13 protein-coding genes, 1 tRNA gene and 20 pseudogenes are annotated in these 23,830 nt (G+C 72.9%); 25 read left to right on the forward strand and 9 right to left on the reverse strand.

The window, feature by feature from the left end; translation table 11 throughout:
- From UK94_RS30935 to UK94_RS71550, 14 genes and pseudogenes are all read left to right on the forward strand, one after another.
- On the forward strand, nucleotides 1-293 hold a 293-nt coding region (locus tag UK94_RS30935; protein WP_200912952.1), incomplete at its 5' end, for a GDP-mannose 4,6-dehydratase.
- A gap of 121 nt (nucleotides 294-414) precedes the next feature.
- On the forward strand, nucleotides 415-2,148 hold the full coding sequence (locus UK94_RS30940) for a hypothetical protein (protein WP_256790212.1): 1,734 nt from the start codon (nucleotides 415-417) through the stop codon (nucleotides 2,146-2,148).
- Nucleotides 2,145-2,556 (forward strand): annotated as a pseudogene (locus UK94_RS71495) (glycosyltransferase family 1 protein); the annotation flags it as partial. The gene UK94_RS30940 and the pseudogene UK94_RS71495, both read left to right, overlap by 4 nt.
- Before the next feature lies 1 nt (nucleotide 2,557).
- Nucleotides 2,558-3,503 (forward strand): annotated as a pseudogene (locus UK94_RS30945) (glycosyltransferase family 4 protein); the annotation flags it as partial.
- 25 nt (nucleotides 3,504-3,528) lie between these two features.
- Nucleotides 3,529-4,065 (forward strand): alpha-(1->3)-arabinofuranosyltransferase family protein (locus tag UK94_RS71500; RefSeq protein ID WP_235490811.1); only part of this gene is annotated, 537 nt, incomplete at its 3' end.
- Nucleotide 4,066: 1 nt separating this feature from the next.
- Nucleotides 4,067-4,224: pseudogene (locus tag UK94_RS71505) on the forward strand (hypothetical protein); the annotation flags it as partial.
- Between the two features lies 1 nt (nucleotide 4,225).
- Nucleotides 4,226-4,288: pseudogene (locus UK94_RS71510) on the forward strand (hypothetical protein); the annotation flags it as partial.
- 1 nt (nucleotide 4,289) lies between these two features.
- Nucleotides 4,290-4,353: pseudogene (locus UK94_RS71515) on the forward strand (hypothetical protein); the annotation flags it as partial.
- Between the two features lie 23 nt (nucleotides 4,354-4,376).
- Nucleotides 4,377-4,731 (forward strand): annotated as a pseudogene (locus tag UK94_RS71525) (alpha-(1->3)-arabinofuranosyltransferase family protein); the annotation flags it as partial.
- 1 nt (nucleotide 4,732) lies between these two features.
- A pseudogene (locus tag UK94_RS71530) lies at nucleotides 4,733-5,221 on the forward strand (DUF3367 domain-containing protein); the annotation flags it as partial.
- Between the two features lies 1 nt (nucleotide 5,222).
- A pseudogene (locus UK94_RS71535) lies at nucleotides 5,223-5,664 on the forward strand (alpha-(1->3)-arabinofuranosyltransferase family protein); the annotation flags it as partial.
- 1 nt (nucleotide 5,665) lies between these two features.
- A pseudogene (locus UK94_RS71540) lies at nucleotides 5,666-5,850 on the forward strand (hypothetical protein); the annotation flags it as partial.
- Between the two features lies 1 nt (nucleotide 5,851).
- Nucleotides 5,852-6,038 (forward strand): annotated as a pseudogene (locus UK94_RS71545) (hypothetical protein); the annotation flags it as partial.
- A 1-nt stretch (nucleotide 6,039) separates the two neighbouring features.
- Nucleotides 6,040-6,461: pseudogene (locus UK94_RS71550) on the forward strand (hypothetical protein); the annotation flags it as partial.
- 2,004 nt (nucleotides 6,462-8,465) lie between these two features.
- Here the strand turns inward: UK94_RS71550 and UK94_RS30955 are convergent.
- From UK94_RS30955 to UK94_RS71590, 7 genes and pseudogenes are all read right to left on the reverse strand, one after another.
- A complete protein-coding gene (locus UK94_RS30955) occupies nucleotides 8,466-8,915 on the reverse strand; it encodes a DUF3037 domain-containing protein (RefSeq protein ID WP_055752642.1) in 450 nt (149 codons plus the stop codon).
- 406 nt (nucleotides 8,916-9,321) lie between these two features.
- Nucleotides 9,322-9,819: pseudogene (locus tag UK94_RS71570) on the reverse strand (HipA family kinase); the annotation flags it as partial.
- An 873-nt stretch (nucleotides 9,820-10,692) separates the two neighbouring features.
- Nucleotides 10,693-11,245: Crp/Fnr family transcriptional regulator (locus tag UK94_RS30970; RefSeq protein ID WP_235490813.1), on the reverse strand; the 553-nt coding region annotated here is incomplete at its 5' end.
- 1 nt (nucleotide 11,246) lies between these two features.
- Nucleotides 11,247-11,367, reverse strand: a pseudogene (locus UK94_RS71575) (Crp/Fnr family transcriptional regulator); the annotation flags it as partial.
- Nucleotides 11,368-11,750: 383 nt separating this feature from the next.
- The coding region (locus tag UK94_RS71580; RefSeq protein WP_313949623.1) for a pirin-like C-terminal cupin domain-containing protein at nucleotides 11,751-12,227 on the reverse strand (477 nt) is incomplete at its 5' end.
- A 1-nt stretch (nucleotide 12,228) separates the two neighbouring features.
- Nucleotides 12,229-12,586, reverse strand: a pseudogene (locus tag UK94_RS71585) (pirin family protein); the annotation flags it as partial.
- Nucleotide 12,587: 1 nt separating this feature from the next.
- Nucleotides 12,588-12,719, reverse strand: a pseudogene (locus UK94_RS71590) (pirin family protein); the annotation flags it as partial.
- A gap of 377 nt (nucleotides 12,720-13,096) precedes the next feature.
- Between UK94_RS71590 and UK94_RS71595 the strand changes: the two are divergent.
- The 9 genes and pseudogenes from UK94_RS71595 to UK94_RS71625 all read left to right on the forward strand — a co-directional run.
- Nucleotides 13,097-13,598, forward strand: a 502-nt coding sequence (locus tag UK94_RS71595) for an LON peptidase substrate-binding domain-containing protein (protein WP_235490816.1), incomplete at its 3' end; no start/stop codon positions are given.
- A 1-nt stretch (nucleotide 13,599) separates the two neighbouring features.
- Nucleotides 13,600-14,176: pseudogene (locus tag UK94_RS71600) on the forward strand (endopeptidase La); the annotation flags it as partial.
- 1 nt (nucleotide 14,177) lies between these two features.
- A pseudogene (locus UK94_RS71605) lies at nucleotides 14,178-14,693 on the forward strand (AAA family ATPase); the annotation flags it as partial.
- Between the two features lie 31 nt (nucleotides 14,694-14,724).
- Nucleotides 14,725-15,140: pseudogene (locus UK94_RS71615) on the forward strand (S16 family serine protease); the annotation flags it as partial.
- 1 nt (nucleotide 15,141) lies between these two features.
- Nucleotides 15,142-15,688, forward strand: a pseudogene (locus tag UK94_RS71620) (S16 family serine protease); the annotation flags it as partial.
- 542 nt (nucleotides 15,689-16,230) lie between these two features.
- The coding region (locus UK94_RS30985) for a hypothetical protein (RefSeq protein ID WP_235490818.1) at nucleotides 16,231-16,557 on the forward strand (327 nt) is incomplete at its 3' end.
- A 235-nt stretch (nucleotides 16,558-16,792) separates the two neighbouring features.
- Nucleotides 16,793-17,521: an oligoribonuclease gene (orn, locus tag UK94_RS30990; protein WP_050997041.1), complete on the forward strand. Its 729-nt coding sequence runs from the start codon at nucleotides 16,793-16,795 to the stop codon at nucleotides 17,519-17,521.
- Nucleotides 17,522-17,679: 158 nt separating this feature from the next.
- Nucleotides 17,680-17,755 (forward strand) — tRNA-His (locus UK94_RS30995).
- A gap of 822 nt (nucleotides 17,756-18,577) precedes the next feature.
- Nucleotides 18,578-18,787 (forward strand): hypothetical protein (locus UK94_RS71625; protein WP_235490829.1); only part of this gene is annotated, 210 nt, incomplete at its 3' end.
- A gap of 1,406 nt (nucleotides 18,788-20,193) precedes the next feature.
- Here the strand turns inward: UK94_RS71625 and UK94_RS31005 are convergent.
- A complete protein-coding gene (locus UK94_RS31005; protein WP_011602941.1) occupies nucleotides 20,194-20,553 on the reverse strand; it encodes a hypothetical protein in 360 nt (119 codons plus the stop codon).
- Nucleotides 20,550-21,053 carry a hypothetical protein gene (locus UK94_RS31010; protein WP_011602940.1) on the reverse strand — a complete coding sequence of 168 codons (504 nt, stop codon included), beginning with the start codon at nucleotides 21,051-21,053 and terminating at the stop codon, nucleotides 20,550-20,552. Before UK94_RS31010 ends, UK94_RS31005 begins: the two co-directional genes overlap by 4 nt.
- A gap of 559 nt (nucleotides 21,054-21,612) precedes the next feature.
- On the opposite strand from UK94_RS31010, the pseudogene UK94_RS71630 reads away from it, so the two are divergent.
- Together UK94_RS71630 and UK94_RS31025 are read left to right on the forward strand one after the other, a co-directional pair.
- Nucleotides 21,613-22,104: pseudogene (locus UK94_RS71630) on the forward strand (XRE family transcriptional regulator); the annotation flags it as partial.
- A gap of 1,276 nt (nucleotides 22,105-23,380) precedes the next feature.
- A partial coding sequence (locus UK94_RS31025; RefSeq protein WP_157734532.1) for a toll/interleukin-1 receptor domain-containing protein occupies nucleotides 23,381-23,830 on the forward strand: 450 nt, incomplete at its 3' end.

A 23,830-nucleotide genomic window follows, 5' to 3' on the forward strand; every position in this document is an offset into this window, starting at 1 on the left:
AGGAGACGCCGGATGACTATGTGGTGGCGACGGGGGTGACGCACAGTATTCGGGAGTTGTTGGATGCGGCGTTCGGGCGGGTGGGGATCGGGGACTGGTCGGGGTTGGTGAAGCAGGATCCGCGGTTTTTCCGGCCGGCGGAGGTGGATGTGCTGGTGGGGGATCCGTCGAAGGCGCGGGAGGTGTTGGGGTGGACCCCGCGGGTGGGGTTCGAGGAGCTGATCGCGATGATGGTCGACGCCGACCTGGCCCTTGAGGCGGAGTCAACAGGCAAGGCGTTGACGATCAGGTGAACGCCCTTCCCCGGACGAAACGCGCGGCCGGCCGCCCCGCCGCGGGTGAACCGGCCACGCACGGGCATTCCCCGGCGCGCGCCGGGGATGACGCCTGCGTGTGTCGTCGGGGAGGACGCTGATGAACCGCAACGCCGTCCCGCCGGGGGACCTCTCGCCCACTGTCCGGCGCGCGGCGGCGCACCGACCGAGACCCGGGCCGGCCGCCTCGGATCCCGCCTCGACCGGCCCGATGGCGGTGCGGCCGGCGCTGAACCGCCCGGCGACCACCGGGCCGCTCCCCACCGGCTCCGGGTCCGCCGCCGTCGGCTCGAGCACCACCGGACCCATCGCGGTGAGCCCGCTCACCGCCGGGCCGCTGGCGACAGGGCCGCTGGCGACAGGGGCGATGGCGACAGGTCCCCTGACGACAGGGGCGATGGCGACAGGGGCGATGGCGGCGACAGGGGCGATGGTCGCCGGACCTGTTCCCGCCGACGCCGCGCCGGCGCAGCGCGCCGGTGAGGCCGCGGACGGCTGGACGCTGCGCAAGCGGCTGCGGCAGACCCGCGGCACCCGGCTGCGCGGTGCGCTGCGCGGCGCCGTCCCCCTGGCCCTCGCCGGCCTGCTCGCCAACGCCGCGAACATGGGCGTGACCCTGATCATCGCCCGCGCGATGAGCACCCGGTCCTACGGCGCGGTGGCCCAGCTCATCGCGATCTTCTTCGTCGTGTCGATGCCGGGCAGCGCGCTGCTCGTCGGGGTGGTCCGGCGGGTCACCACCTGGCAGCACAGCGGCCGGCTGCACCTCATGGCCGACTGGGTGAACCGGGTCCGCCGGGTGGGCGTCGCGACCGTGCTGGTCGTCGCGGTGCTCGCGATCATCGGGCGGGGGTACGTGGCGCGCGAACTGTCGCTGCCCGGCCCCGGCGGCGTCGCAGAGATCATCACGGCGGGGGCCGCGTGGTGCCTGCTGTGCGTCGACCGGGGCTTGCTCCAGTGCGCCCGGCAGTACTCGGCGCTGGCCACGAACCTGCTCGTCGACGCCGCGGTGAAGACCGTGTTCACGATCGGCCTGGTGCTCGTCGGCCTCGACGAGTCCGGCGCGGCGATCGGCGTCCTGCTCGGTGTGCTCGCGGCCCTCGCCCACGTGCGGTGGACTCTCTACCGAAGCCCGGAAACCATGGGCCGCGGCGCGCAGCCGTCCCCCGCCGCGCCCTCGGCTCCGCCCGTCCTGGCCGCACCCGCCTCGGTGGCTGTCAAGGCGCCGACCCGGCTGGCGGTGGAGGTCGGCGCCGCGCTGGTCGCGCTGGCGCTGCTCGGGCTGCTGCAGAACGTCGACGTGCTGCTGCAGGGCCGGCTCGCCCCGGACCTCTCGGGCTCCTACGCGGCCGTCTCCGTCGCCAGCAAGGTGATCGTGCTGGCCGCGGTGGTGCTGGCCGGATTCCTGCTCCCGGAGGCGGCGGACCGCCGGCATCTCGGGCAGCATGCTCTGCATCAACTCGGCGCGACGATCGCGATACTCCTCGTGCCGGCGATGGGGTTGCTCTCCGCCGCTCTCATCGCACCGGAGAAACTGCTTTCCCTGGCCTTCGGCCCCCGTTTCACCGACGCCTCCGGCGCGCTCCTCCCCCTGGCCGCAGCGATGACCTGTCTCGGAGCTACCGTGCTGTTCACCCATTACCTGCTCGCTCTCGGAGAGCGAGGCGTCCTGCTGGCCCTGGGCCTCGCCGCCGCGGCGGCCGTCCCCCTGCTGCTGTGGGCTGACGGTTCACCGACGGCGACCGCCCGGGCCGATCTCGCCTGCCAGGCGGCGTTGGCCGTCGTCACCGGCCTGTCGGTGCTTGCCGCGGCCCGTCGGACGGCCCGGGCATGACCGCGCCGAGCAACGGCCGTGGCCCCGGCCCCGGCCCCGGCGCGACGATCCCGCCGACGCCCGCGGGCCTGATCCTGCCCCAGGCCGGCGCCGGCACCGCGGTGCCGCCGGGAATCCTGGCCCCGCAGCTCGGCGCGCCGGGCATCGAGGACGTCCCCCGGCCCCCCTCGCTCGCCGAGCTCGTCGAGACCTCCGGCCTGCGCCGCGTGCACGTGCTGGCCTGGCGCGACCTCGACGACCCCGAGTCCGGCGGCTCGGAGCTGCACGCCGACAAGGTCGCCGAGCGCTGGGCGCAGGCGGGCATCGACGTGAGCCTGCGCACCGCCTTCGCCCCCGGCCATCCGGAGTCGGTCCGCCGCCACGGCTACGCGGTGGTGCGCAAGGCGGGGCGCTACTCGGTCTTCCCGCNCACCGCCCTGTCCGGCGCGCTGGGCCGCACCGGCCCGTGGGACGGCCTGGTGGAGATCTGGAACGGCATGCCGTTCTTCTCCCCCGTCTGGGCCCGCTGCCCGCGCGTGGTGTTCCTGCACCACGTGCACGCCGAGATGTGGCGGATGGTGCTCTCGCCGAAGCTGGCGAAGGTCGGCGAGACGGTGGAGTTCAAGGTCGCCCCGCCGTTCTACCGGCGCACCCGGATCCTGACGCTGTCCCAGTCGTCCCGGCACGAGATCATCGAGCTGCTCGGCCTGCCGCCGCGCAACATCTCCGTCGTGCCGCCGGGGATCGACCCGGCGTTCACCCCGGCCGGCGAGCGGTCCCCGCATCCCCTCGTCGTCGCCGTCGGCCGGCTGGTGCCGGTCAAGCGCTTCGACGTCCTCATCGACGGCCTGCTACGGGCCCACGACGAACACCCGACGATGGAGGCGGTGATCGTCGGCGAGGGCTACGAGCGGCCGGAGCTGGAGAAGAAGATCCGGGCCGCCGGGGCGGGCGCGTGGCTGCGCCTCGTCGGGCGCGTCGACGACGACGAGCTGCTCTCGCTCTACCGGCGCGCCTGGGTGCTCACCTCGGCGTCCGCCCGCGAGGGCTGGGGAATGACGATCACCGAGGCGGCGGCCTGCGGAACGCCGTCGGTGGCCACCCGCATCGCCGGGCACACCGACGCGGTCGTCGACGGTGAGACCGGCGTGTTGGTGGAGGACCCGGCCGATCTGGGCAAGACACTGGCCGGCGTGCTCTCCGACGACGACCTGCGGGCCCGGCTGTCCGCCGGTGCCCTCGCCCACGCCGCGACGTTCACCTGGGCGGAGACGGCCCGTGCCACGTTCGCCGCGCTCGTGCGGGAGGCGGCCCGCCAGCGCGGGTCCGCCTCGCCCGCGGCCCGCGCCGCGAACGTGATCGGCCAGCGCCGGTGACCCTGGCGACCACCCCGGTGATCCGGTGACCCTGACCACGTCACCGTCCGGTGCCGACGGGGGTCGCCCCCAGTCGCCGGGCGGCCCCGCCGAGACCCCGTCCCCGCGCACCGCGGACCCGCGCACCGCGGACCCGGCGACCCCGGCCGGGCGACGCCCGGACCCGCGGACCGGTGGCCGGCCGGGCCCGGCCGGTCGGGCCGAGGCGGCGGTGCCGCGCGGCCGCCGGCTGCTGCCGTCCTGGCCCACGCTGGTACTGGCCGCCGTGGCCTACCTGCCGTTGCTGGCCACCGCGCCCGGCAGGATCGGCGCGGACACGAAGGCGTACCTCTACCTCGATCCGGGCCGGATGCTGCGCCGGGCGGTCTCCATGTGGGACCCCGCGATCGGCATGGGCACGGTCACCCACCAGAACATCGGCTACCTGTACCCGCAGGGGCTGTTCTACTGGCTGCTGGACACCGCGGGCCTGCCCGACTGGGTGGCGCAGCGGCTGTGGACGGGCTCGATCCTGTTCGGCGCGGGCACCGGTGTGCTCTTCCTGCTGCGCTCGTTCCGCTGGNCGGACCGGTTCGCGTTCGTGGCCGCCGCCGGCTACATGCTCTCGCCCTACATCCTGGAGTACGAGGCGCGGATCTCGGCGATCCTGCTGCCCTACGCCGGGCTGGGCTGGCTGATCGGCATCACCGTGCGTGGCCTGCGGGAGGCCGAGCCGGGCCGCNCCGGCTGGCGGCCGGCGGGCTGGCGCTTCCCCGCCGCGTTCGCGCTGGTCGTCACCACGATCGNCAGCATCAACGCCTCCAGCCTCATCTTCATCCTGTTCGCGCCGTTGCTGTGGGTGCCGTTCGCCNTGTGGGGCACGCGGGAGGTCCNCCTCGGCGCCGCCACCGGCATGTGCACCCGGGCGGTGCTGGCCGTCGTCGTCACCTCGGCGTGGTGGATCGCCGGGCTGTACACACAGGCGGGCTACGGGCTGAACGTGCTCGCCTTCACCGAGACGATCGAGACGGTCGCCAGCAGCTCGCAGGCGTCCGAGGTGCTGCGGGGCCTGGGCAACTGGTTCTTCTACGGTCAGGACGCGCTCGGCCCGTGGATCGGGCCGGCCACCCACTACACGCACGACCTGTGGCTGATCGTCGTCAGCTTCGCGCTGCCGATCCTCGCGCTCGCGGCGGCCTCGGCGATCCGCTGGGGGCACCGCGGCTACTTCGTCGCGCTCATCCTGCTGNGCACCACGATCGCCGTCGGCGTCTACCCCTACGACGATCCCTCCCCCTGGGGTCGGTTGTTCAAGGACTTCGCGGAGGGGTCGACGGCCGGACTCGCGCTGCGCTCGCTGCCGCGCGCGGTCCCGATGGTCGCCCTCGGCCTGTCGGTGCTGCTCGCCGGCGGCCTGGCCGCCCTGGAGGAGCGGTACGCGGCACGCGCGGCGGCCGGGTCCGGTCCGGGCGGCGGCCGCGGGCGCGGCGCGCGCGCCACCACCGCCGGCGGTGGCGCGCGGGGCTGGCGGCCGGGGGTTCCCCAGCTCGCGATGGGACTGGTGCTGGTCCTCATCGCCGCGGACATGTCCCCGCTGTTCCGCGGCGAGTTCGTCGAGCCGCTGCTGAAGCGGCCCGAGCAGGTGCCCGCGTACGAGACGCAGGTCGCCAAGGCGCTCGACGCCGGCGACGACGGCTCGCGGGTGCTGGAGCTGCCCGGCGCGGACTTCTCGCACTACCNCTGGGGCAGCACCCTCGACCCGGTCACCGAGGGCCTGATGGACCGGCCGCTGGTCCTGCGGGAGCTGATCCCGTACGGCGAGGCCGGCACCGTCGACCTGGTCCGTTCGCTGGACCGGCGGATGCAGGAGGGCGTGCTGGAGACCTCCGCCGTGCCGGACCTGGCGCGGCTGATGGGCGTCGGCGACGTGATGCTGCGCAGCAACCTCGCCTACGAGCGTTACCGCACTCCGCGACCCCGCTCGACGTGGGACCTGTTCACCTCCACCCGGCCGGCCGGGCTCGGCGCGCCGCAGACCTACGGACCGCCGGTGGCCGAGGATCCGGGGATCCCCTTCACCGACGAGATCACGCTCGGCACGAAGGCCTCGGTGCCCGATCCCCCGGCGCTGGCCGTCTTCGGCGTGTCGAACACCCAGCCGATCGTGCGCACCGCCACCACCNCCCGGCCGCTGCTGGTCAGCGGCAACGGCGAGGCGCTCGTCGACGCGGCCGCCTCCGGGCTGCTCGCCGAGCCCGTCGCGTCCGGGCGGGCGATTCTTTACGCCCCCGAGCTGGCCGGCAAGCCGGGCGAGCTCGCCCAGGCCCTCGACGACGGCGCCGACCTGCTCGTCAGCGACACCAACCGGNTGCGGGCCGAGCGCTGGACGGGGGTCCGGGAGAACTTCGGCTACGTCGAGCAGCCCGGCGTCGCCCCCCTGGTGAAGGACCCGAACGACAACCGGCTGCCGCTGTTCGAGAACGAGACGACCGCCGACGAGACGACGGCGGCCCTGCACGCCCCCGGCACCCCGGCGAAGATCGCCGCGGTGACGGCNTCGGCCTACGGCAACTCCTTCGCCTACGGCCCATGGGACCGGCCGGTGCGCGGCATCGACGGCGACATCAACACCGCCTGGCGGGTCGGCGCCTTCACCGACCCGACCGGTGAGGCGTGGCAGACGACGCTGGCCGCGCCGACGACGACCGACCACGTCCGGCTCACCCAGCCGCTGTCCGGGCCCCGCAACCGGTACATCACCCGGGCGACGCTGACCTTCGACGGCGGCTCCCCCGTCACCGTCGACCTCACCCCGTCGTCGCGCACCCAGGTCGGCCAGGTCGTCAGCTTCCCGACCCGCACGTTCCGCACCCTGCACATCCGGGTCGACGCGACGAACTACGGCCGCCAGCGCACCTATGACAACGTCTCCGCCGTCGGCTTCGCCGAGGTCGAGATCCCCGGTGCCGACGGCAGGGCNCTGACCGCCGACGAGGTGCTGCGGATGCCGAGCGACAGCCTCGACGCCGCCGGGGCCTCCTCCCTCGGCCACCGCCTGGCCCTGCAGATGTCGCGGGACCGGGCCAACCCGGCCGAGCCGTTCAAGCAGGACACCGAGGAGATCATCAGTCGGTCGTTCGCCCTGCCGACGGCGCGGACGTTCGCGCTGACCGGCACGGCGCGGATCTCCGCGTACGCCGCCGACGACCACATCGACCGCCTGCTCGGCCGGCCGGCGAACCTGCCCGTCGTGTCCTCGTCCGGCCGTCTGCCCGGTTCGCTCGCGGCCCGGTCGTCGAGCGCCTTCGACGGCGACGTCACCACCGCGTGGAGCCCCGGCATCGGTGACCCCGAGGGCGGCTGGCTCCAGGTCGCCTCGCCGACCCCGATCACCGCCTCCTCGGTCACGATGTCGCTCGTCGCCGACGGCCGGCACTCGGTGCCGACCCGGATCGGGCTGGTGGTCGACGGCCGGGTCGTCGGCTCGGTGCCGGTGCCGCCGGTCACCGACACCGCCCAGCGTGGCGGCACCCGACAGGTGACCCTGACCTTCCCTGCCGTCACCGGCAGCACCTGGCGGTTCGTCGTCGACGACGCGCGGACGGTCAAGAGCATCGACCCGATCAGCCGGTCGCCCCTGTCGATGCCGGTGGGCATCGCCGAAATCGGGCTGCCGGGCCTGGCCAGCGGAGCCACCGAGGCCCCGAGCGCGGGCCAGGGCGCCACCGGCCTGCTCCCGGCGCAGCTTGCGGGGACCTGCCGGGACGATCTGCTGAGCATCGACGGCCACCCGGTCGGCGTGCGCATCGACGGTTCCACCTCCGACGCGGTGAACCGCCTCGGCCTGCGGGTGTCCACCTGCGGCGGGGCACTCACCCTCGGCCCCGGAGAGCACGTGATCAAGACCGGGGACGGCGCCAAGCTGGGCGTGGACATCGACCGCCTCCTGCTCGCCTCCGACGCCGGCGGCGGCCCCTGGCTGGGCGCCGGCGACGCCGGCACCCCCGCCGCAAGCACCACCGCCGCTACTGGCACCCCCGACGCTGGCACTGCCACTGCTGGCACGGCGGCCGGCACCTCGACCGCGGGGTCGGCACCGCGGATCACCGTCCAGTCCTCGGACGCCACGTCGTTCACCGCGCAGGTCACGGGGGCCCAGCCGGGGACGCCGTTCTGGCTGGTGCTCGGCGAGAGCCTGTCGCGGGGCTGGAAGGCGACGGTGAACGGCGCCGACGCGGGCCAGCCGCGGCTGGTCGACGGCTACGCCAACGGCTGGCGCATCAACCCGACGGCCGCGGCGTTCACCGTCACCCTGACCTGGGCGCCGCAGCAGATCGTCCGCTATNCCCTGGTGCTGTCCGCGGTGACGGTCGTGTTCTTCCTGGCCCTGCTGCTGCTCACCACCCGCCGCACGCGGCGGCGGCGCGCGGCGGCGGGCGCGGCCGGGCCCGGAGCGGTTGCGGACCTGCCGACGGTCGACCCCTGGTCGATCCGTCCGGCGCGGATCGACGGGCGGACGACGGCGTACGCGGCGGTGGGGGCCGGGCTGCTCGCCACGGTCCTCGTCTCGGTGGCCGCCGGGATCGTCGTCGCCCTGGCCACCGTGATCGCGCTGCTCGCCCCGCGGGGCAGGTGGTTGACCCGGATCGGCCCGGCGGCCTGCCTGGCGGTCAGCGCCCTGTACGTGCTGGAGGTGCAGGCCCGCCATTCGCTGCCGACGAACGGCGACTGGGTGGAGGCGTTCGGCCGGGTCGCGACGGTGTCGTGGCTCACGGTGCTGCTGCTGGCCACGGACCAGCTCGTCGCGGTGCTCCAGGGGCGTCGCCGGTCCGCGTCCGAGCCGTCCGGGCCGTCCGGGCCGCCGCTCGCCGGGTCGAGCGGGACGGAGCCGACCGCCGACACCCGCTGAGGCAGGCGCTACCTGTCGGGACGACCATTACCCGCCGTCGCGGAGTCGCCGCCGGTCAAGGGGGCACCGCCCGGTCAAGGGGCGCGGCCTGTCGCGGGACGCGGCCGGTCAGGAGTCGTGGTGTCGGGGGCCGACGGGGGGCCCGGGGGGTCGACCAGGAGGGAAGCAAGGCGGTCCAGCTCGGCAGCCGGGTCTGCGGTCAGGCCGGTGTGGACGGGCGAGGTCTGCAGGACGGTGCTGCGCGGCGCGGTCAGCCAACGGAACCGCTCGCCGGCGGTGAGCCGCCCGGCCGGGCCGGCCTGCTCGCCGCCGCAGCAGACGGCGTGAAACGCGGCCAGATGGGCGACGACGACGGCCGGGTCGAGGTAGGGGTCGAGGACGCCCAGGCGCCCCTCGTCGAGCCGGCAGCGCAGATCCAGGTAGCGGGAGCGCTGGCAGTACAGCATCACGCCGACGTTGACGAACTCGCCCCGCTCCACCCGCGGGACGATCCGGATCACCGCGTACTCGAACAGCTCACGCATCGCGGCTCTCCGTCGGCGCCGTCCCGCCGGTCCGCAGCCAGTCCCCGGCCCGCAGCCAGTCCGGCCGCCCCGTCGCGTCGCGTCGGCGGCTCGCGACCATGGCGGCCGCCACTCGGGCGCCCGGCGCCACCTCGGTGGCCGGGCGTGCCTGCGCCAGCGCCGCGGTGACCGCGTCACGCGTGGTCGTCCGGGCCTCCAGCCGCGCCAGCAGCCAGTGGACGTAGTCGGCGCGCGGGACATCCAACCAGGCGTCGGGCACCCGGTCGAGAACCGCGGTCAGCAGCTGCGCGTCGATCCGCGGGGCCAGCGCGGCGTCGGCGGCGGTGAACGTCGCGGGATGCGCGGCCACCGCCGGCAGGAGCACGTGGTCGGCGATGCCGGGCAGGACCCGGCCGGCCGCCGAGGNCGCGCTCGCCCAGTCGTGATGGGGGTACAGGGCGGCACCGTGGTCGATGAGCCAGAGCCGCCCGCCCCAGACCAGCAGGTTCGGGTTGCGCCAGGACCTGTCGACGTTGAGCGTCAGGGCGTCGAGCCAGAGCACCTGGGCGGCGGTCTCGGGGGCGACGTCGAAAGCCAGCGGATCGTAGGTGATGGACCCGGGCAGGTAGTCCATGCCGAGGTTGAGCCCGGCGCTGGCCCGCAGCAGATCCTGGACCTCCTGGTCCGGCTCGGTGCGGCCGAGCTCGGGGTCGACGTCGATGCCGACGAGCTCGGGCACCGCCAGCCCGAGCTCGCGGGCGAGCTCGCCGACGATCACCTCGGCGACCAGCGCCTTCGGTCCCTGCCCGGCGCCGCTGAACTTGACGACCCACGTGCCGAGGTCGTCGCCCTCCATCAGGCCGGGCAGGCTCCCACCCTCCCGCAGCGGCGTCGCATAACGCACCGCCGTGACGTGTCGCAACATCCCGCCAGTCTGCCCGAGCCGGCACGGCCCCGAGGGCTCAGCGGGCGCGGACCGGCCAGGCCTCGGCGGGCGCCGCGATGACGGCGGACAGCGGGGGTCCCGCCGTCCGCCGGGGCTGTTCCGGGCGGCGGGCGACGGTCTGGCCCCGCGAGGCCGCCGCGGCGGCCGGGTCCCGGGGGGCCGTCGCGGCGGCGGGCCGGGCGGTCGCCCCGGTGAGGACGGGCGTGAGCAACCAGGCATCGGCGTCGGGCCCCGACCCCAGCCGCACCTGCTCCGACCGAAAGTCGCGGCCGCGTAACCCCGGATAGTCGTGCTCGACCACGTCGTCAAAGAGATCGCCGGACACCGCCAGGGCAAGATCGACACTCGGATGGCACCGCAACTCGGCTCGTAACGCGGCGCAGTCGCGCAGCGCGGCGACCTTCACCACCGCCCGCCCGATAAAGCCCGAACCGTCGAGGAAGGTGATTCCCTGGTGCAGCGCCACCCGCAGGCGAACCCGCTCCGTCCGCGGCACGCCGCCGTTCAACCGGACGAGGGCGGAACGCAGCGTGGTGACGAATTCCGCGACGAAACACCCCTCGTCGATTCCGGGCGNCAGGAAGGCGATTTCCCCGCCTCCCACCGCGGGCGGGTTCCAGTGCGCCCGGTCCAGAGCGTCGACACGGCCGAGTTCCTCGATGACGGCGCCGAGATCCCGCCGCCACCGCCGCGGCCGTACCACGCCGGGTATCTCGCCGGCATCCCCGTCGATCTCCATCGCGACACACAACCGCCGGATACCCGGTGGCCTTTCACTCACGCTGAACCTCCGCGGGTCGGAGCCGGGGGAGTTTCAGTGTCACCGGCAACGAGGACGGCCGCCCCGTATTCTCACGGGTTTGCGGCGAGCCGCAGCGCGTCGAGATCCTGGATCACCACGGCCCGGTAGCCGGTGGCGAGGACGCCGCGCTGGCGTAGGTCCCGGAGCACCTTGTGGACCGTCGGCTCGGCAGCGCCCACGAGGGCGGCGAGCTCCGGCTGGGTGAGCGAGACCCCGACGGATCGGCGCCCGTCCGGCGACGAGCCGCCGTAGGCCCGTTCCAGCTCCAGGATCACCCGCGCCACCCGTACCGCGACCGAGCAGCCACCGAACTCGACCCGCCGCCGGGTCGCCGAGCGCAGTTTCGCCGCGATCGTGCTGCTCAGCACCTGGTGCACGTCGGGCTGGCGGCGCAGGAACGCGACGAAGGCGTCCGCCCGCACGACCTTCGCGAGCACGGCACCGGCCGCGGTCACGGTCGCGACCCGCGGTTCGGAGTCGAGCCCGGCGAGCTCACCGACGAGGTCGCCCCCGTGCCGGATCGCGAGCAGGGCGAACCCGCCGTTCTCGGTGGCGGCGGTGACCTTCACCCAGCCGTTGAGCAACAGGACGACGAAGTTCGTGNGGTCGCCCTCGTGCATGACGATCTCTTCGCTCGCGTATTCACGATACGTACCGAGCCGCAGGATCTCCGCGCGACTTTCCGCTGCCATCCGACCGAGGACGCTCGCCGCCGGCCATTCCATCCGGCGCGGCCGCGGATCCCGGTCGGGCCCGCCTCCCGTCGGTTCAGGCTCCTGCCACACGACGCCCCCTCGCCCATGCCAGCACGGCCGGCCAGCGACGGTATGGACGCCACGCGCATCCACGTAGGCGCGCGGGCCGCCGGCATCAAGCCCCGGCGGCCGTTTGCGGGCATTTCGTCACCGGACGTCCGATCCCGTCATCCGGATGCTGATCCAGCATACCGAGACAATTGCCCGAACGAGTCATTCCGGGAACGCGACGATGCAGATCGTCCGAATCGCGCAGAGACGGTCCGGCCCGGATCACACCACCGGACTGGATCACGCCACCGGCCAGGACCGCGAGCGACCCGCACCACGAGCGACCCGGACCGCGACCGATCTCAGCCGCGGTGCGGCATGAGGGCGTTGGCCGGGATGACGCCGAGCTTGCCGGCCTGGAAGTCCTCGACGGCCTGGATCAGTTCCGCCCGGGTGTTCATGACGAACGGCCCGTACGCCTCGACGTGCTCGCGGATCGGACGCCCGCCCAGGAGCAGGACCTCCAGCCCCGGCGTCGCCGCGTCCTGGCGCGCGTCGGCCGCCACCGTCACCAGGTCCCCGGCGCCGAGGACGGCGAGCTGCCCGGCCTCGATCGGCCGCCCCGCCGGGCCGACCGTGCCGCGGCCACCGAGGACGTAGGCGAGCGCGTTGAACTCCGGGTTCCAGGGGACGTGCACCCGCGCCCCGGGACTCACCGTCGCGTGGACGACGGAGATCGGCGTGTGCGTCGAACCCGGGCCCCGGTGCTCGCCCACCTCGCCCGCGATGACGCGCAGCAGCGCGCCGCCGTCCGGCGAGGCGACCAGTTCCACCTGCCCNGCCTCGAGGTTCTGGTAGCGCGGCGGGGTGAACTTGTCCCGGGCCGGGAGGTTGACCCACAGCTGGATGCCGTGGAACAGGCCGCCGCGCACGACCAACTCCTCCGGCGGCGTCTCGATGTGCAGAATGCCCGCGCCGGCGGTCATCCACTGCGTCGCACCGTCCGTGATGAGGCCGCCGCCGCCGTGGGAGTCCTGGTGCTGGAAGGTGCCGTCGATCATGTAGGTGACGGTCTCGAAGCCGCGGTGCGGATGCCACGGAGTGCCCTTGGGCTCGCCGGGTCCGTAGTCCACCGCGCCCATCTCGTCCATGTGGATGAACGGATCGAGGTCGGTGAGCCGGACGCCGGCGAAGGCGCNCAGGACCGGGAACCCCTCGCCCTCGAAGCCGCTGGGCGCGGTCGTGATCGTGCGCACCGGGCGGTCGACGGCGCCGAGCGCGGGCTCGGCCAGCCGGGGCAGCCGGACGGTGTCGGCGGTGACGGCGGGCATGTCGTCCTCCTGGCTGTGCTAGCGGCCGCCCGGCGGGCCGGCCCTGGCGGGCCCGTCCCAGCGTCCTAGACAGTTGTACATGCAACTACCTGACCCCACAACCACGCCCCCGCCGCAATCCTTCCCGCCCCCGACATCCTCGCCCGACCCGCGCCCCTCACCCGACCCACCCCGTAGCGGCGCGCCCTCCCGCTTATCCAGAGGGATATATCGGTCACAGCACCCTCCGGATAAGCAGGGGTGCTCGCGGGCGGCGGCGGGCGGCGGGCGGCGGGCGGCCGCAGATGTTCGCTCTGGGCGAGCAACGTCGGGAACAACGGTAGGCTGATGGGACTTCAGTCCAGGTGACTCAACTTCCTCACGTGAGGGTGGACCACATGCCACAGATCCGGGTGTTGCCCGTCCTGCCGCTCGACGACGCTGTTGTTCTGCCCGGCATGGTCGTGTCCCTCGACATGTCCGACGAGCAGACCCGAGCCGCCGTGGACGCCGCCCGTACCGGCGGGTCAGCCGGCTCCTCCGACGCCCGCGCGCCGGGGATCTCCAGTCGGGCCGCCGGTCGGCCGGCCGAGGTGCTGCTCGTCCCCCGCGTCGGCGGCGAGCTCGCCGAGGTCGCCACGGTCGGGGTGATCGAGCAGGTCGGCCGGTTGCCGCGCGGCGGCTCGGCGGCGGTCGTGCGTGGCACGGCGCGGGCCCAGGTCGGCGGCGTGCGGCCTGCCCCCGCCGGCACCGACACCACCGGCACCGGCACTGCCGACGCCACCTCCGGCGCTGGCAGCGGCGCGGGCGTGCAGTGGGTGGACGCGGTCGTCCTCGACGACAGTGCGGCCACTCCGTTCGGCGCGCTCGACGACCCGGCCGGCACCCGTGCCGGCTCCCNGGCCGACGAGGCCGCCCGGGTGGACAAGCTCGCCAAGGAGTACCGAGCGCTGGTCACGGACCTGCTGCGCCAGCGCGGCGCCTGGCAGGTCGTCGACTCGGTGTCCGCGATCACCGATCCTGGCACGCTCGCCGACACGGCCGGCTACTCCTCCTATCTGACGACCGCGCAGAAGATCGAGCTGCTCGGCACGCCGGCGGTCGGCACCCGCCTGGAGCGGCTGCTGACCTGGACGAAGGAGCACCTGGCCGAGCAGGACGTCGCCGAGACGATCCGCCGCGACGTCCAGGAGGGTATGGACCGCCAGCAGCGCGAGTTCCTGCTGCGCCGCCAGCTCGAGGCCGTCCGCAAGGAGCTGTCCGAGCTCGACGGCTCGGGGGGCGGGGCCGACGGCGCGAGCGGCTCGGAGCCGGCCGACTACCGGGCCCGCGTCGAGGCCGCGGACCTGCCCGAGAAGGTGCGGGCGGCGGCGCTCAAGGAGGTCGACAAGCTGGAGCGCACCTCCGACTCCTCGCCCGAGGGCGGCTGGATCCGCACCTGGCTCGACACCGTCCTCGACCTGCCGTGGAACGTCCGCNCCGAGGACTCCTACGACATCATCGCCGCCCGCGCGGTGCTCGACGCCGACCATGCCGGCCTCGACGACGTCAAGGACCGCATCATCGAGCACCTCGCCGTGCGCCGGCGGCGCGCGGACGCCGGTCTCGGGGTCGTCGGCGGCCGGCGTGGCGGTGCGGTGCTGGCGCTGGCCGGCCCACCCGGGGTCGGCAAGACGTCGCTCGGCGAGTCGATCGCGCGGGCCATGGGCCGCTCGTTCGTCCGGGTGGCGCTCGGCGGCGTGCGCGACGAGGCCGAGATCCGCGGCCACCGGCGCACCTACGTCGGGGCGCTGCCCGGCCGCATCGTGCGGGCGATCCGCGAGGCCGGCTCGATGAACCCGGTGGTGCTGCTGGACGAGGTCGACAAGCTCGGTGCGGACTACCGGGGCGACCCGACGGCGGCGCTGCTGGAGGTGCTCGACCCCGAGCAGAACCACACCTTCCGCGACCACTACCTCGAGGTGGAGCTGGACCTGTCCGACGTGCTGTTCCTGGNCACGGCGAACGTGCTGGAGGCCATCCCGGNGCCGCTGCTGGACCGGATGGAGCTGATTCGCCTCGACGGCTACACCGAGGACGAGAAGGTCGTCATCGCCCGCGACCACCTGCTGCACCGCCAGCTCGACCGGGCGGGGCTCGCCGAGGGCGATGTGAGCGTCGGCGACGACGCCCTGCACGCGCTGGCCGGGGAGTACACCCGCGAGGCCGGGGTGCGCGACCTGGAGCGCTCGATCGCCCGGCTGCTGCGCAAGGTCGTCGCCCAGGTGGCGCTCGGCGCGGCCGCCCTGCCGGTCACGATCGACGCCGGGGACCTCACCGGCTACCTCGGCCGGCCCCGGCACACCCCGGAGTCGGCGGAGCGCACGGCCCTGCCCGGGGTCGCCACCGGCCTGGCGGTCACCGGCGCCGGCGGCGACGTGCTGTTCGTCGAGGCCTCCCTGGNCGACGCGGAGACCGGCGGCGGCGGCATCACGCTGACCGGTCAGCTCGGTGACGTGATGAAGGAGTCGGCCCAGATCGCCCTGTCCTACCTGCGCTCGCACGGGGTGGAGCTGGAGCTGCCCGTCGGCGACCTCGCCGACCGCGGCGTCCATGTGCACGTCCCCGCGGGTGCCGTGCCGAAGGACGGGCCCAGCGCCGGGGTGACGATGACGACGGCGCTCGCGTCGCTGCTGTCGGGCCGGCCGGTCCGGGCCGACGTGGCGATGACCGGCGAGGTGTCGCTGACCGGGCGGGTGCTGCCGATCGGCGGGGTGAAGCAGAAGCTGCTCGCCGCGCACCGGGCCGGCCTGACCACCGTGCTGCTGCCCCAGCGCAACGGGCCGGACCTCGACGACGTGCCCGCCCCGGTGCGCGACGCGCTCACCGTGCACCTGGTGACCGACGTCCGGGAGGTGCTGGACCTGGCGCTGGAGCCCGCGTTCGACGCCGACCACGGCGGCCGGTCACCGGGGCGCGCCGGGCACTCCCCCACCGCCCTGGCGGCCTGATCACGCCCTGGCGCTCTCCCGCTGGTCCGGCCGGTGTCCCCGGACACCGGCCGGACGGCGGCGCGGCGGCCATCCGCCCCGCCGCGAGCCGCCCCGAGCGCCGTGAGCTGGGCGGATCGAACCGACGGGACCGGCGTGGCCGGACAAGACCGCATACGGTTTGCAAGCGACACGCCGTGGGCGAGGTAAACACCATGTGACGCCGGCCGCGCAGAGCCCCGAACACGGCTACGGTCGGGGCGTGGATAGTGGCCGCTGTCTTCGGCAGGAGCGCATCGCACAGCAGCGCATCCTGGGGCTCAGCCGACAAGGGGTGCGCCAACGACCGCGCGACAACCGCGGCCCGGCGCACCCGCCAAGCCGGCCACCCGGCCGGCGGCGGCGCACCCGCTGACGGCACCCGCCCCGCTGCCCGTCCAGAGACGAGGATGCCGGCCCGAGCATGACCGGTCCGAGACGAGGGCGCTGGTCAGCACCGCGAACCGGCCCATTAGAGTGATCGGATCCCCCTTGGGCCGGCATGGCGGAGGGACCCGGACGACGTGGACGCCCTCAGACGAGGTTGGATCGGCCTGGCGCTGTTCTTCGCGGCGCTGATACTCATGCCGATCCTGGTCTTCGGGTACGACAAGAACCAGCCACAGCAGCACGCTGCGGCCACGGCGACCCTCACCGCCACCGATCGTGTCGTCACCGCGGCCCCCGCCCCGCCGCCGGCGGCCACACCGCTGGCCTTCACCGGCATCCGCCCGGGCGAGCGGATCTCCGGTTTCCGGACCATCCGCGTGGTGTCAACCGGGTACAGCGGCCCGCTGGAATTCGTGCTCAACGGGCCCATCGCCCCGTATCGGCTGGATCTGGGCCAGCCCNCCTACGTGTTCAACCCGCACGTCGGGGGCTGNCAGACCAGTGAGGTACCGAACGGGGAGTACACGCTGACCGCCATCCCGACCCAGGTGGCCAACGATCACACCTCCATAACGTTTACTGTGAGTAACGACACGGGTGTGAACGGCTGACATCCACCGTCGTCAGCCCNACCACACNGTCCACCTCCCGGGGGTGCGCGTGACGTTGCGAGCCGTAGACCCTAGTGTCAACGGGATGGATCGTCTGGTGTGGATCGACTGCGAGATGACGGGCCTGGATGCCGCGTCGGATCTGCTGCTGGAAGTGGCCTGCCTGGTTACGGACAGTGAGCTGAACATCCTCGATGAGGGCATCGACCTGGTCATCTCGGCGCCGGACGAGGCGCTCGAGGCGATGGTGCCCGTCGTGCGCGAGATGCACCAGAGCTCGGGCCTGACCGCCGCCGTCCGCGCCTCCACCCTGACCCTGGCGGACGCGCAGGCACAGGTCCTCGACTACGTCCGCGCCCGCGTGCCGGAGGTGCGCAAGGCGCCGCTGTGCGGCAACTCGATCGCCACCGACCGCACCTTCCTCGCCCGCTACATGCCGGCGCTGGACGCCCACCTCCACTACCGCATGATCGACGTTTCGTCGATCAAGGAACTGGCCCGGCGTTGGTACGTGCGGACGTACTACGCGGCGCCGGTCAAGCGTGGTGGCCACCGGGCGCTGGCCGACATCCAGGAGAGCATCGAGGAGCTGCGCTACTACCGGCAGGCCCTGTTCGTGCCGCCACCCGGCCCCGGCACCGAGCAGGCGCGGACGATCGCGGCCGAGGTCCGCGCCCAGACCGACGCCATCCTCGCCGCGCTCCCCGCCGGCGCCTCCGCCCCGACCGCCCCGACCGCGCCTGCCGCCCCGAGCGGGGGCGCCGCGCCGAAGGGCACCCCGTCGACCACCCCGGACCGCGCGAACGCAACGTGACGCCCACGTCACCCGTGACCCCCTTGNCCACGAGGGGACCTCGCCCGGTACGATGGCTTCGCTCGGTGAGACGCCCCAGGCGACGCACTCGGGATCCGTACCGGTAAGGGATTGCCGGCGCGGCCCGGTCGGTCACGGCGGCGCGATCATTGATCATGGTGGGTGTAGCTCAGCTGGTAGAGCACCGGGTTGTGGTCCCGGTGGTCGCGGGTTCAAGTCCCGTCACCCACCCCAGAGTTCCAGCCGTTCTACCAGGTGTTTNGGGTCGGGTAGCACGGTGCGGGTAGCACCGATCATGGTCATCGGGTAGCACGCTGATCTAGGCTGTCTCTCGGGTCTTGCCGAGAGGAGGGCCGCGTGGCCTGGATTCAGGAGCGCGCGAACCACGTCCGTGTCATGTGGCGTGAGGGTGGCCGAGGCAGTACCCCGGAGTACGAGAAGTTCGCCTCCCGTACCGAGGCCGAGGTCTACAAGACGCTGGTCGAAGCCGCCGGCAACCGCCGCCCGACGCCCGTGGTGGAGGACGGCCGCCCGCCGCGTCCGATCGCCGGTCTGCCCTGCACCGTCGAGACGTGGGCGACGTACTGGCTGTCGGGTCTGTCCGGGGTGCGCGGNCGCACCGCGAAGGACTACGAACGCGACCTCCGCAACCACGTGTTGCCCTTGTTGGGTGGCCTGGAACTCACCGCCGTGTCCAGCACCGACGTCGGCCAGTGGGTGAAGGGCCTGCAGGAACGGGGGTTGGCCCCGAAGACGATCCGCAACCAGCACGGGTTGCTGTCCGTTCTGTTCCAGGCCGCCGTGGACCACGAGCCGCAGGCGATGCGCCCTGGGAACCCGTGCGCGCGGACCCGACTGCCGGAGGCGAGCGGGGAGGAGATGCACTTCCTGACCCCCGCCGAGCTGGAACGGCTGTTGGCCGCCCTGCCCCCGCACTATCGGCCGCTGGTGACCACGTTGGCCCTGACCGGGTTGCGATGGGGGGAAGCCACCGGCCTCACCGCCCGGAACGTCGATCTTCTCGGTACCCCCGGGANGACCGCCGTCCGGCAGTCNCTGCAACGCCAGGCCGACGGATCTCTCCAGTTGGGCCCGCCGAAGACCCGCACGTCACGGCGGACCGTCACGCTGCCCGCGAAGTTGGTCGACGTGCTCATTCCGGTGTGGAGCGGCAAGGAGGGCGACGAGATGGTGTTCACGACGCAGCGCGGCTCCCTCGTGCGTCACTCCCACTTCTACAACCGGGTGTGGAGGCCCGCAGTCCTCNGAGCCGGGTTGGTCCCAGGGCTCCGCATCCATGATCTTCGGCACACGCACGCCGCCTGGCTCATTTCCGCCGGACGGCCGTTGCCCAGCATCCAGCGCCGGTTGGGCCACCGGTCGATCACAACCACGATCGACCGGTACGGCCACCTGTTGCCCGAAGTCGACCGGGGCGACCTGGACGCGCTACAGGCCGCGTTCATCACCGGCGACGCGGACGCCGCCGAGGTCACGAACGCCGCCGAGGCGATGGGCGCCACCGGGGTCACGAGCGCCGCCGACGCCGGCCGGGACGAGAAGCTATCGGCCTGATCGGCGCCGTTTCGGTAGCGGGACGGGTACCACCGAGGCCGGCACGAGCCCGGCAGCGGCGGTACCCGTCACCGGCCCCACCCCCGACCCGGCAATGATCTTCCGGAGGTCATCGGCAGAGAACCGGATGGCCCGCCCCAACCGTCGGTGTGGGATCTTGCGACGGCGCACCCATTCCCGCAACGTCGACTCCCGCACCCGTAGCAACGTCGCAGCCTCTTCCGGATCGTAAAGACGAACATCATCGTCCGGATCCGTCCTCGGCTCACCGTCGGGGCCGTTCCCGCCGTCACGTCGAGCTTGCATCAGACGAACACCGCTTCCAGGCGGACCCCTCCCGCCGGCCGCACGGGCCCGGCAACGAGGGTCAACAGGAACAGGGCAGCAGTCAGAGACACGCCCCGAGCCCGACCCGGACCGCCACCGCGGCCCCACGAGGTAGCCCGTCCACCTGGCGTCACAGCACACGCAACCAGCGGCAGGACGATCAAGGCCCCACCCGCACCCCACCCAACGACCAAAATCGAACGCATGTTCCCATCGGGTGGGGTGGGATCGACGGCCGGTGCCCACTGGGACCGTTCACGTGATCGGCAAAGAATGCGGCAGCGCACAGGAAAACCCCGGGGGTCAGGAAGGGGAGAAGCGGAAACCGGAATGGTTCCCGCTCCACCTACCCTGCCGCCGCGCATACCGGTTTGGAACAGTGCAGATTCGGTTATTCCACGGAATTCCGCCGGCGCAGACGCGGAGTACACCGCGCGTCAGCCCGGAGCCGACACGGAGTGGACGGCCCGGAGTGCACGCGGAGAAAGCCCGGNCCAGACCCGGAGGCGACCCGGAGANCCCCCGGGGCGCACCCCGCCCGCCCCGCCGCCACCCCACCGTGCTCGAGAAACAGGCGTTCGTCTGGGCACGAGTGCGGCCCCGGACCGGTGGCGAGGGGGCGCCTACCAGTCCGGGGCCGACTTCCGTGACCGGCCGGCGTGCCGATCACGAGGGGAGCGGACCCCGCCGTGTGGACGAGACGCACGAGGCCCTCCCCCGGTGGCAGGAAGGCGTGACCTCTGACCCGTCACCGGCTCACAATGCCGCGATCAATCCTGCGAAGGTCCCCCGCGTCGGCCCAGCCAGCGGAGCAACTCCGCCTCGCGGTGAAACGCCGCGGTGTCCACGGTCAGCCCCGGAAGCTGCAACCGGATACCGGCCAACGACCGGTGCAGATCCTGGTCTTCCAACGCATGCGCCATCAGATACAACGTCGCGTCCGCCAGCGGATGCGACCGGTTCACCGCCGCCGACCGGGCCAGCAGCTCCAACACCCGACCCACCACCACCTCCACCATGTCGCGGTCCGCGTCGGGCAGCTCCCCGGCGATCCGCGCGGACAACACCAGCCCGAGCCGTTCCACCAACGACGGCGGCCCGTCACCGGTCTGGCCGCCGGACGCGGTCACGGCCGCCGGTCCAGGCCGAGGATCTGCCGCCGGCTCACCCACTGCTCATACCGGTCCGGTGCCATGACCTCCCACACCCGCCGGGGCACCCACACATCCCCCGACTCCCACACGAGCACCTCATGCGCCACCGGCCGCCGCCCCTGAAACGTGGCATCCAACCCGTTCAACGGGCCGCCGCACAGCACCAGCCCCCGCCGGGCGGAGCGCACCGCCAGCCGCAGGCCCACCACCATCGCCAACCGCGACGCGACCAGATCCCGACTGCCGCGGTGCACGACCACCGCCATCACCCCCGGCCGCCCGGCCGCACCGAACGCAGCCTCCAGCAGCACCCCAGCCGCGACCGGCCAGAAGTCCGCTTCCATCTTCGGCCGCCCGGCCTGCCCGTCCCACACCGGTTCCGCGCAGACGAGCAGACCATCCGTGTCGGGTAACACCACCTCCGGCAACCAGCGATACCGGGAGTCGTCCGGACCGTCACCCTCGATCAGACTCACAGGACCGCTACCCCCTCCGGCGTGGTCACGCACAACATCGGCGCCACCGTCCAATCCCCATAGCACCGCTCCCGCGCGTGCCCCTCCGCCGCCGCCGGCGATTCGAACGGGCCAATCAGCCCCTCCAACTGCCGCCCCGAACCGAAGGTCGCCAGCCCCCATTGGACGACCGACCCGACCGGCACGCGGTCTCCCGACCCGCCGATCCCGGCCCGTTCCTCGCACCCAGCCATGGCCAGCCCCCTTCCGGCGAACCTGACGACCAGCGCCCCGCCAGGCGGCAGGCACACCGCGGCGTCCGCTACCTGCGGCTTTGCTCGCGCTGGTGCTTTCAGAGTGACGGGGAAGGACCCGATGCGGCTATCCCGTCGATGGGGCACGTAAACGCATCTGCCGCCCGGCACCCAACACATACCGGTGCCCTCGACGTCATCCCGCACGGCCGGGTTAGGAAAGTGTTAGGGCCGCCAGCCCGGCGGACCACAGACGAACCGCGAAAGAATGCGTCACCGGACGGTTACCCTTTTTCTGCCCTCGTCTGCCTGCGCTCGGAGAGCCGATGCCCGCCCTCTCACGGTCCCGATCCGTCGAGTCCGAACAGGAACGCGGCCGGATACTGCGCGCCCGTCACCCCGGATGGGAACCCGAACGCCTCACCGCCGCCCGCCACGCCCTTGGCTGGAGCCGCGCCACCCTCGCCCGCAAGGTCCGCGCCATCCGACCTGTCGACGTGCCGTTCTCCCCGCCGATCGCCTCGGAGCAGACGATCATGAGACATGAACGAGGATGGGCGTATCCCGGCGAGGACTGGCAATCCGCCTACGCCCACGTCATGGCCACGAGCCGCGTCGACCTGGGATTTTGCACGCGCGAAACCGAACGCCCCACCATCGTTACCCGCCACACCTTGCCCAGCGGCCCGCCAGGCGCACACGATGAGTGGGTCCGGCAACTCTGGACAACCTCCGGGCTGTCCAACGCATGGGAGGAGGTGACGGCCATCGATCGCCGCCAGTTCACCGCCCTTACCGGCGTGACCCTCATCGGCGCCNCCCATGAATGGCTCGTCGCCGATCCCGCCCGCATCGCTGCTGCGCTCTCCGGACGACGTGCCGACGCATCCGTCATCGTCGACCTCACCACCACCATGGACGCGCTGCGCCGCCTCGACGACAAGCTAGGCGGACAAGCCGTCAACGGCATGATCCTCGAACAGCTACAACTCGTCGTCCGCGTCCTACGCAACNCCAGCTATACCCAGACCGACGGCCAGGCACTCCACGGCATCGCCGCCGAACTCGCCCGCATGGCCGCCTGGACCGCGCAGGACAGCGGCCAGCACGGCACCGCCCAACGCCTCTACCTCGTCGGACTGCGTGCCGCCCACGAAGCCGACAACCCCGGCATCGCCGCGAACATCCTGCGCTGCATGGCCGTTCAGGCATGCGGACAGGNAGACCCCCGCACCGGCATCGATCTTCTACGATCCGCGCGAGCCGGAAGCCGCGGACGGCTCACCACCACCGAAAACGCCATCCTCGCCGGACAACTTGCCGTCGCCCACGGCCGAGCCGGAGACCGTGAAGCCGCCCGAGCCGCCGCCGACGAAGCCCAACGACACATAGGCGAGGCCGCGCCGGACGACGCACCCCCTTATGCCTATTTCGTGACCCCCGAAGTGATCTTCTATCTCAATGGCGTTTCGATGATCTTCGGCGGTGATTCNGCCGCCGCAATCCCTCTCGTTCAGTCCGCCATCGACAACGCGGACCCGAACATGCCCCGCGATCTTCTGGAGTTCCAGGCCAGTCTCTCTGTCGCCCACGCCCGCACCGGAGACCCCGACGCAGCCCTACGGCTGGCACACCAGGCGATCGACGCAACACCCCTGACCNCATCCGCGATGATCGCCGACAGCTTCACCGAGGTCTACCGCGAGATCAAGGCCACCGGCCACCCAGGAGCCAGCAACCTCGCCGACCACCTGCACACCATCACCGGAGCCGCCGACCTCTGACCAGCACCAACACGTCATAGCAGAGTCTGTCGCGAACTTTCTTTATGGGTTTCAAGGGCGGCCCTTCGGGCCGCCGCGGGGGCCGTGCCGCACACGCCGCGCCCCCGCCGTGCGCGCCGCGCCTGCGCGGTGCCGCCGCGCCACGACGGGGCCCCGCCTCCCTCCGGTCGGCACCCCATCGGGGCGTCGTCCCCGCGGGCGCGTCGACCCGTCGGGCACCTCGGAGCGTCACAACCCCCGCGACGATCAGCAATGCCAAGGTCTGACGCGATGTGCCGTGGACGGTGCCCATGGTGAAAGATGTTGCTCTATGTCGGGGGTTGGCGACGGCGCGGCCGGGTGGGACTTCTTCATCTCCTACACCAAGGCTGATCAACGGTGGGCGGAGTGGGTGGCCTGGCAGCTCGAGGCCGCCGATTACCGGGTGTTGATCCAGGCGTGGGATTTCGTGCCCGGGTCGGACTGGCGATTCAAGATGGAACAGGGCGTCACCCAGGCGGCGCGGACGATCGCGGTCCTGTCGAAGACGTATCTTTCGTCGGTCTACGGCGGGGAAGAGTGGCGGGCTGCGCGGGCCGCGGACCCGGAAGGACTCGCCCGTAAGCTGCTTCCCGTCCGGGTGGAGAACTGTGATCGTCCTGGGGTTCTGCGGACGGTGGTCTCCGTGGACCTGTTCGGCGTCGCTCCTCACACAGCGCGGCTCCGTCTGCTCGCGGGTGTACGCGGGGCGTTAAACGGCCGGGTGAAACCCGAGGCCGAG

The organism is Frankia sp. AvcI1 (assembly GCF_001420875.1).
GTDB lineage: Bacteria > Actinomycetota > Actinomycetes > Frankiales > Frankiaceae > Frankia > Frankia alni.

Coding starts and splice junctions, on each gene's coding strand:
- UK94_RS30955 (WP_055752642.1), bottom strand. CDS start 8,915: ATGCGTGAGCTGTTCGAGTACGCGGTGATCCGGATCGTCCCGCGGGTG.
- orn (WP_050997041.1), top strand. CDS start 16,793: ATGGATCGTCTGGTGTGGATCGACTGCGAGATGACGGGCCTGGATGCC.
- UK94_RS30940 (WP_256790212.1), top strand. CDS start 415: ATGAACCGCAACGCCGTCCCGCCGGGGGACCTCTCGCCCACTGTCCGG.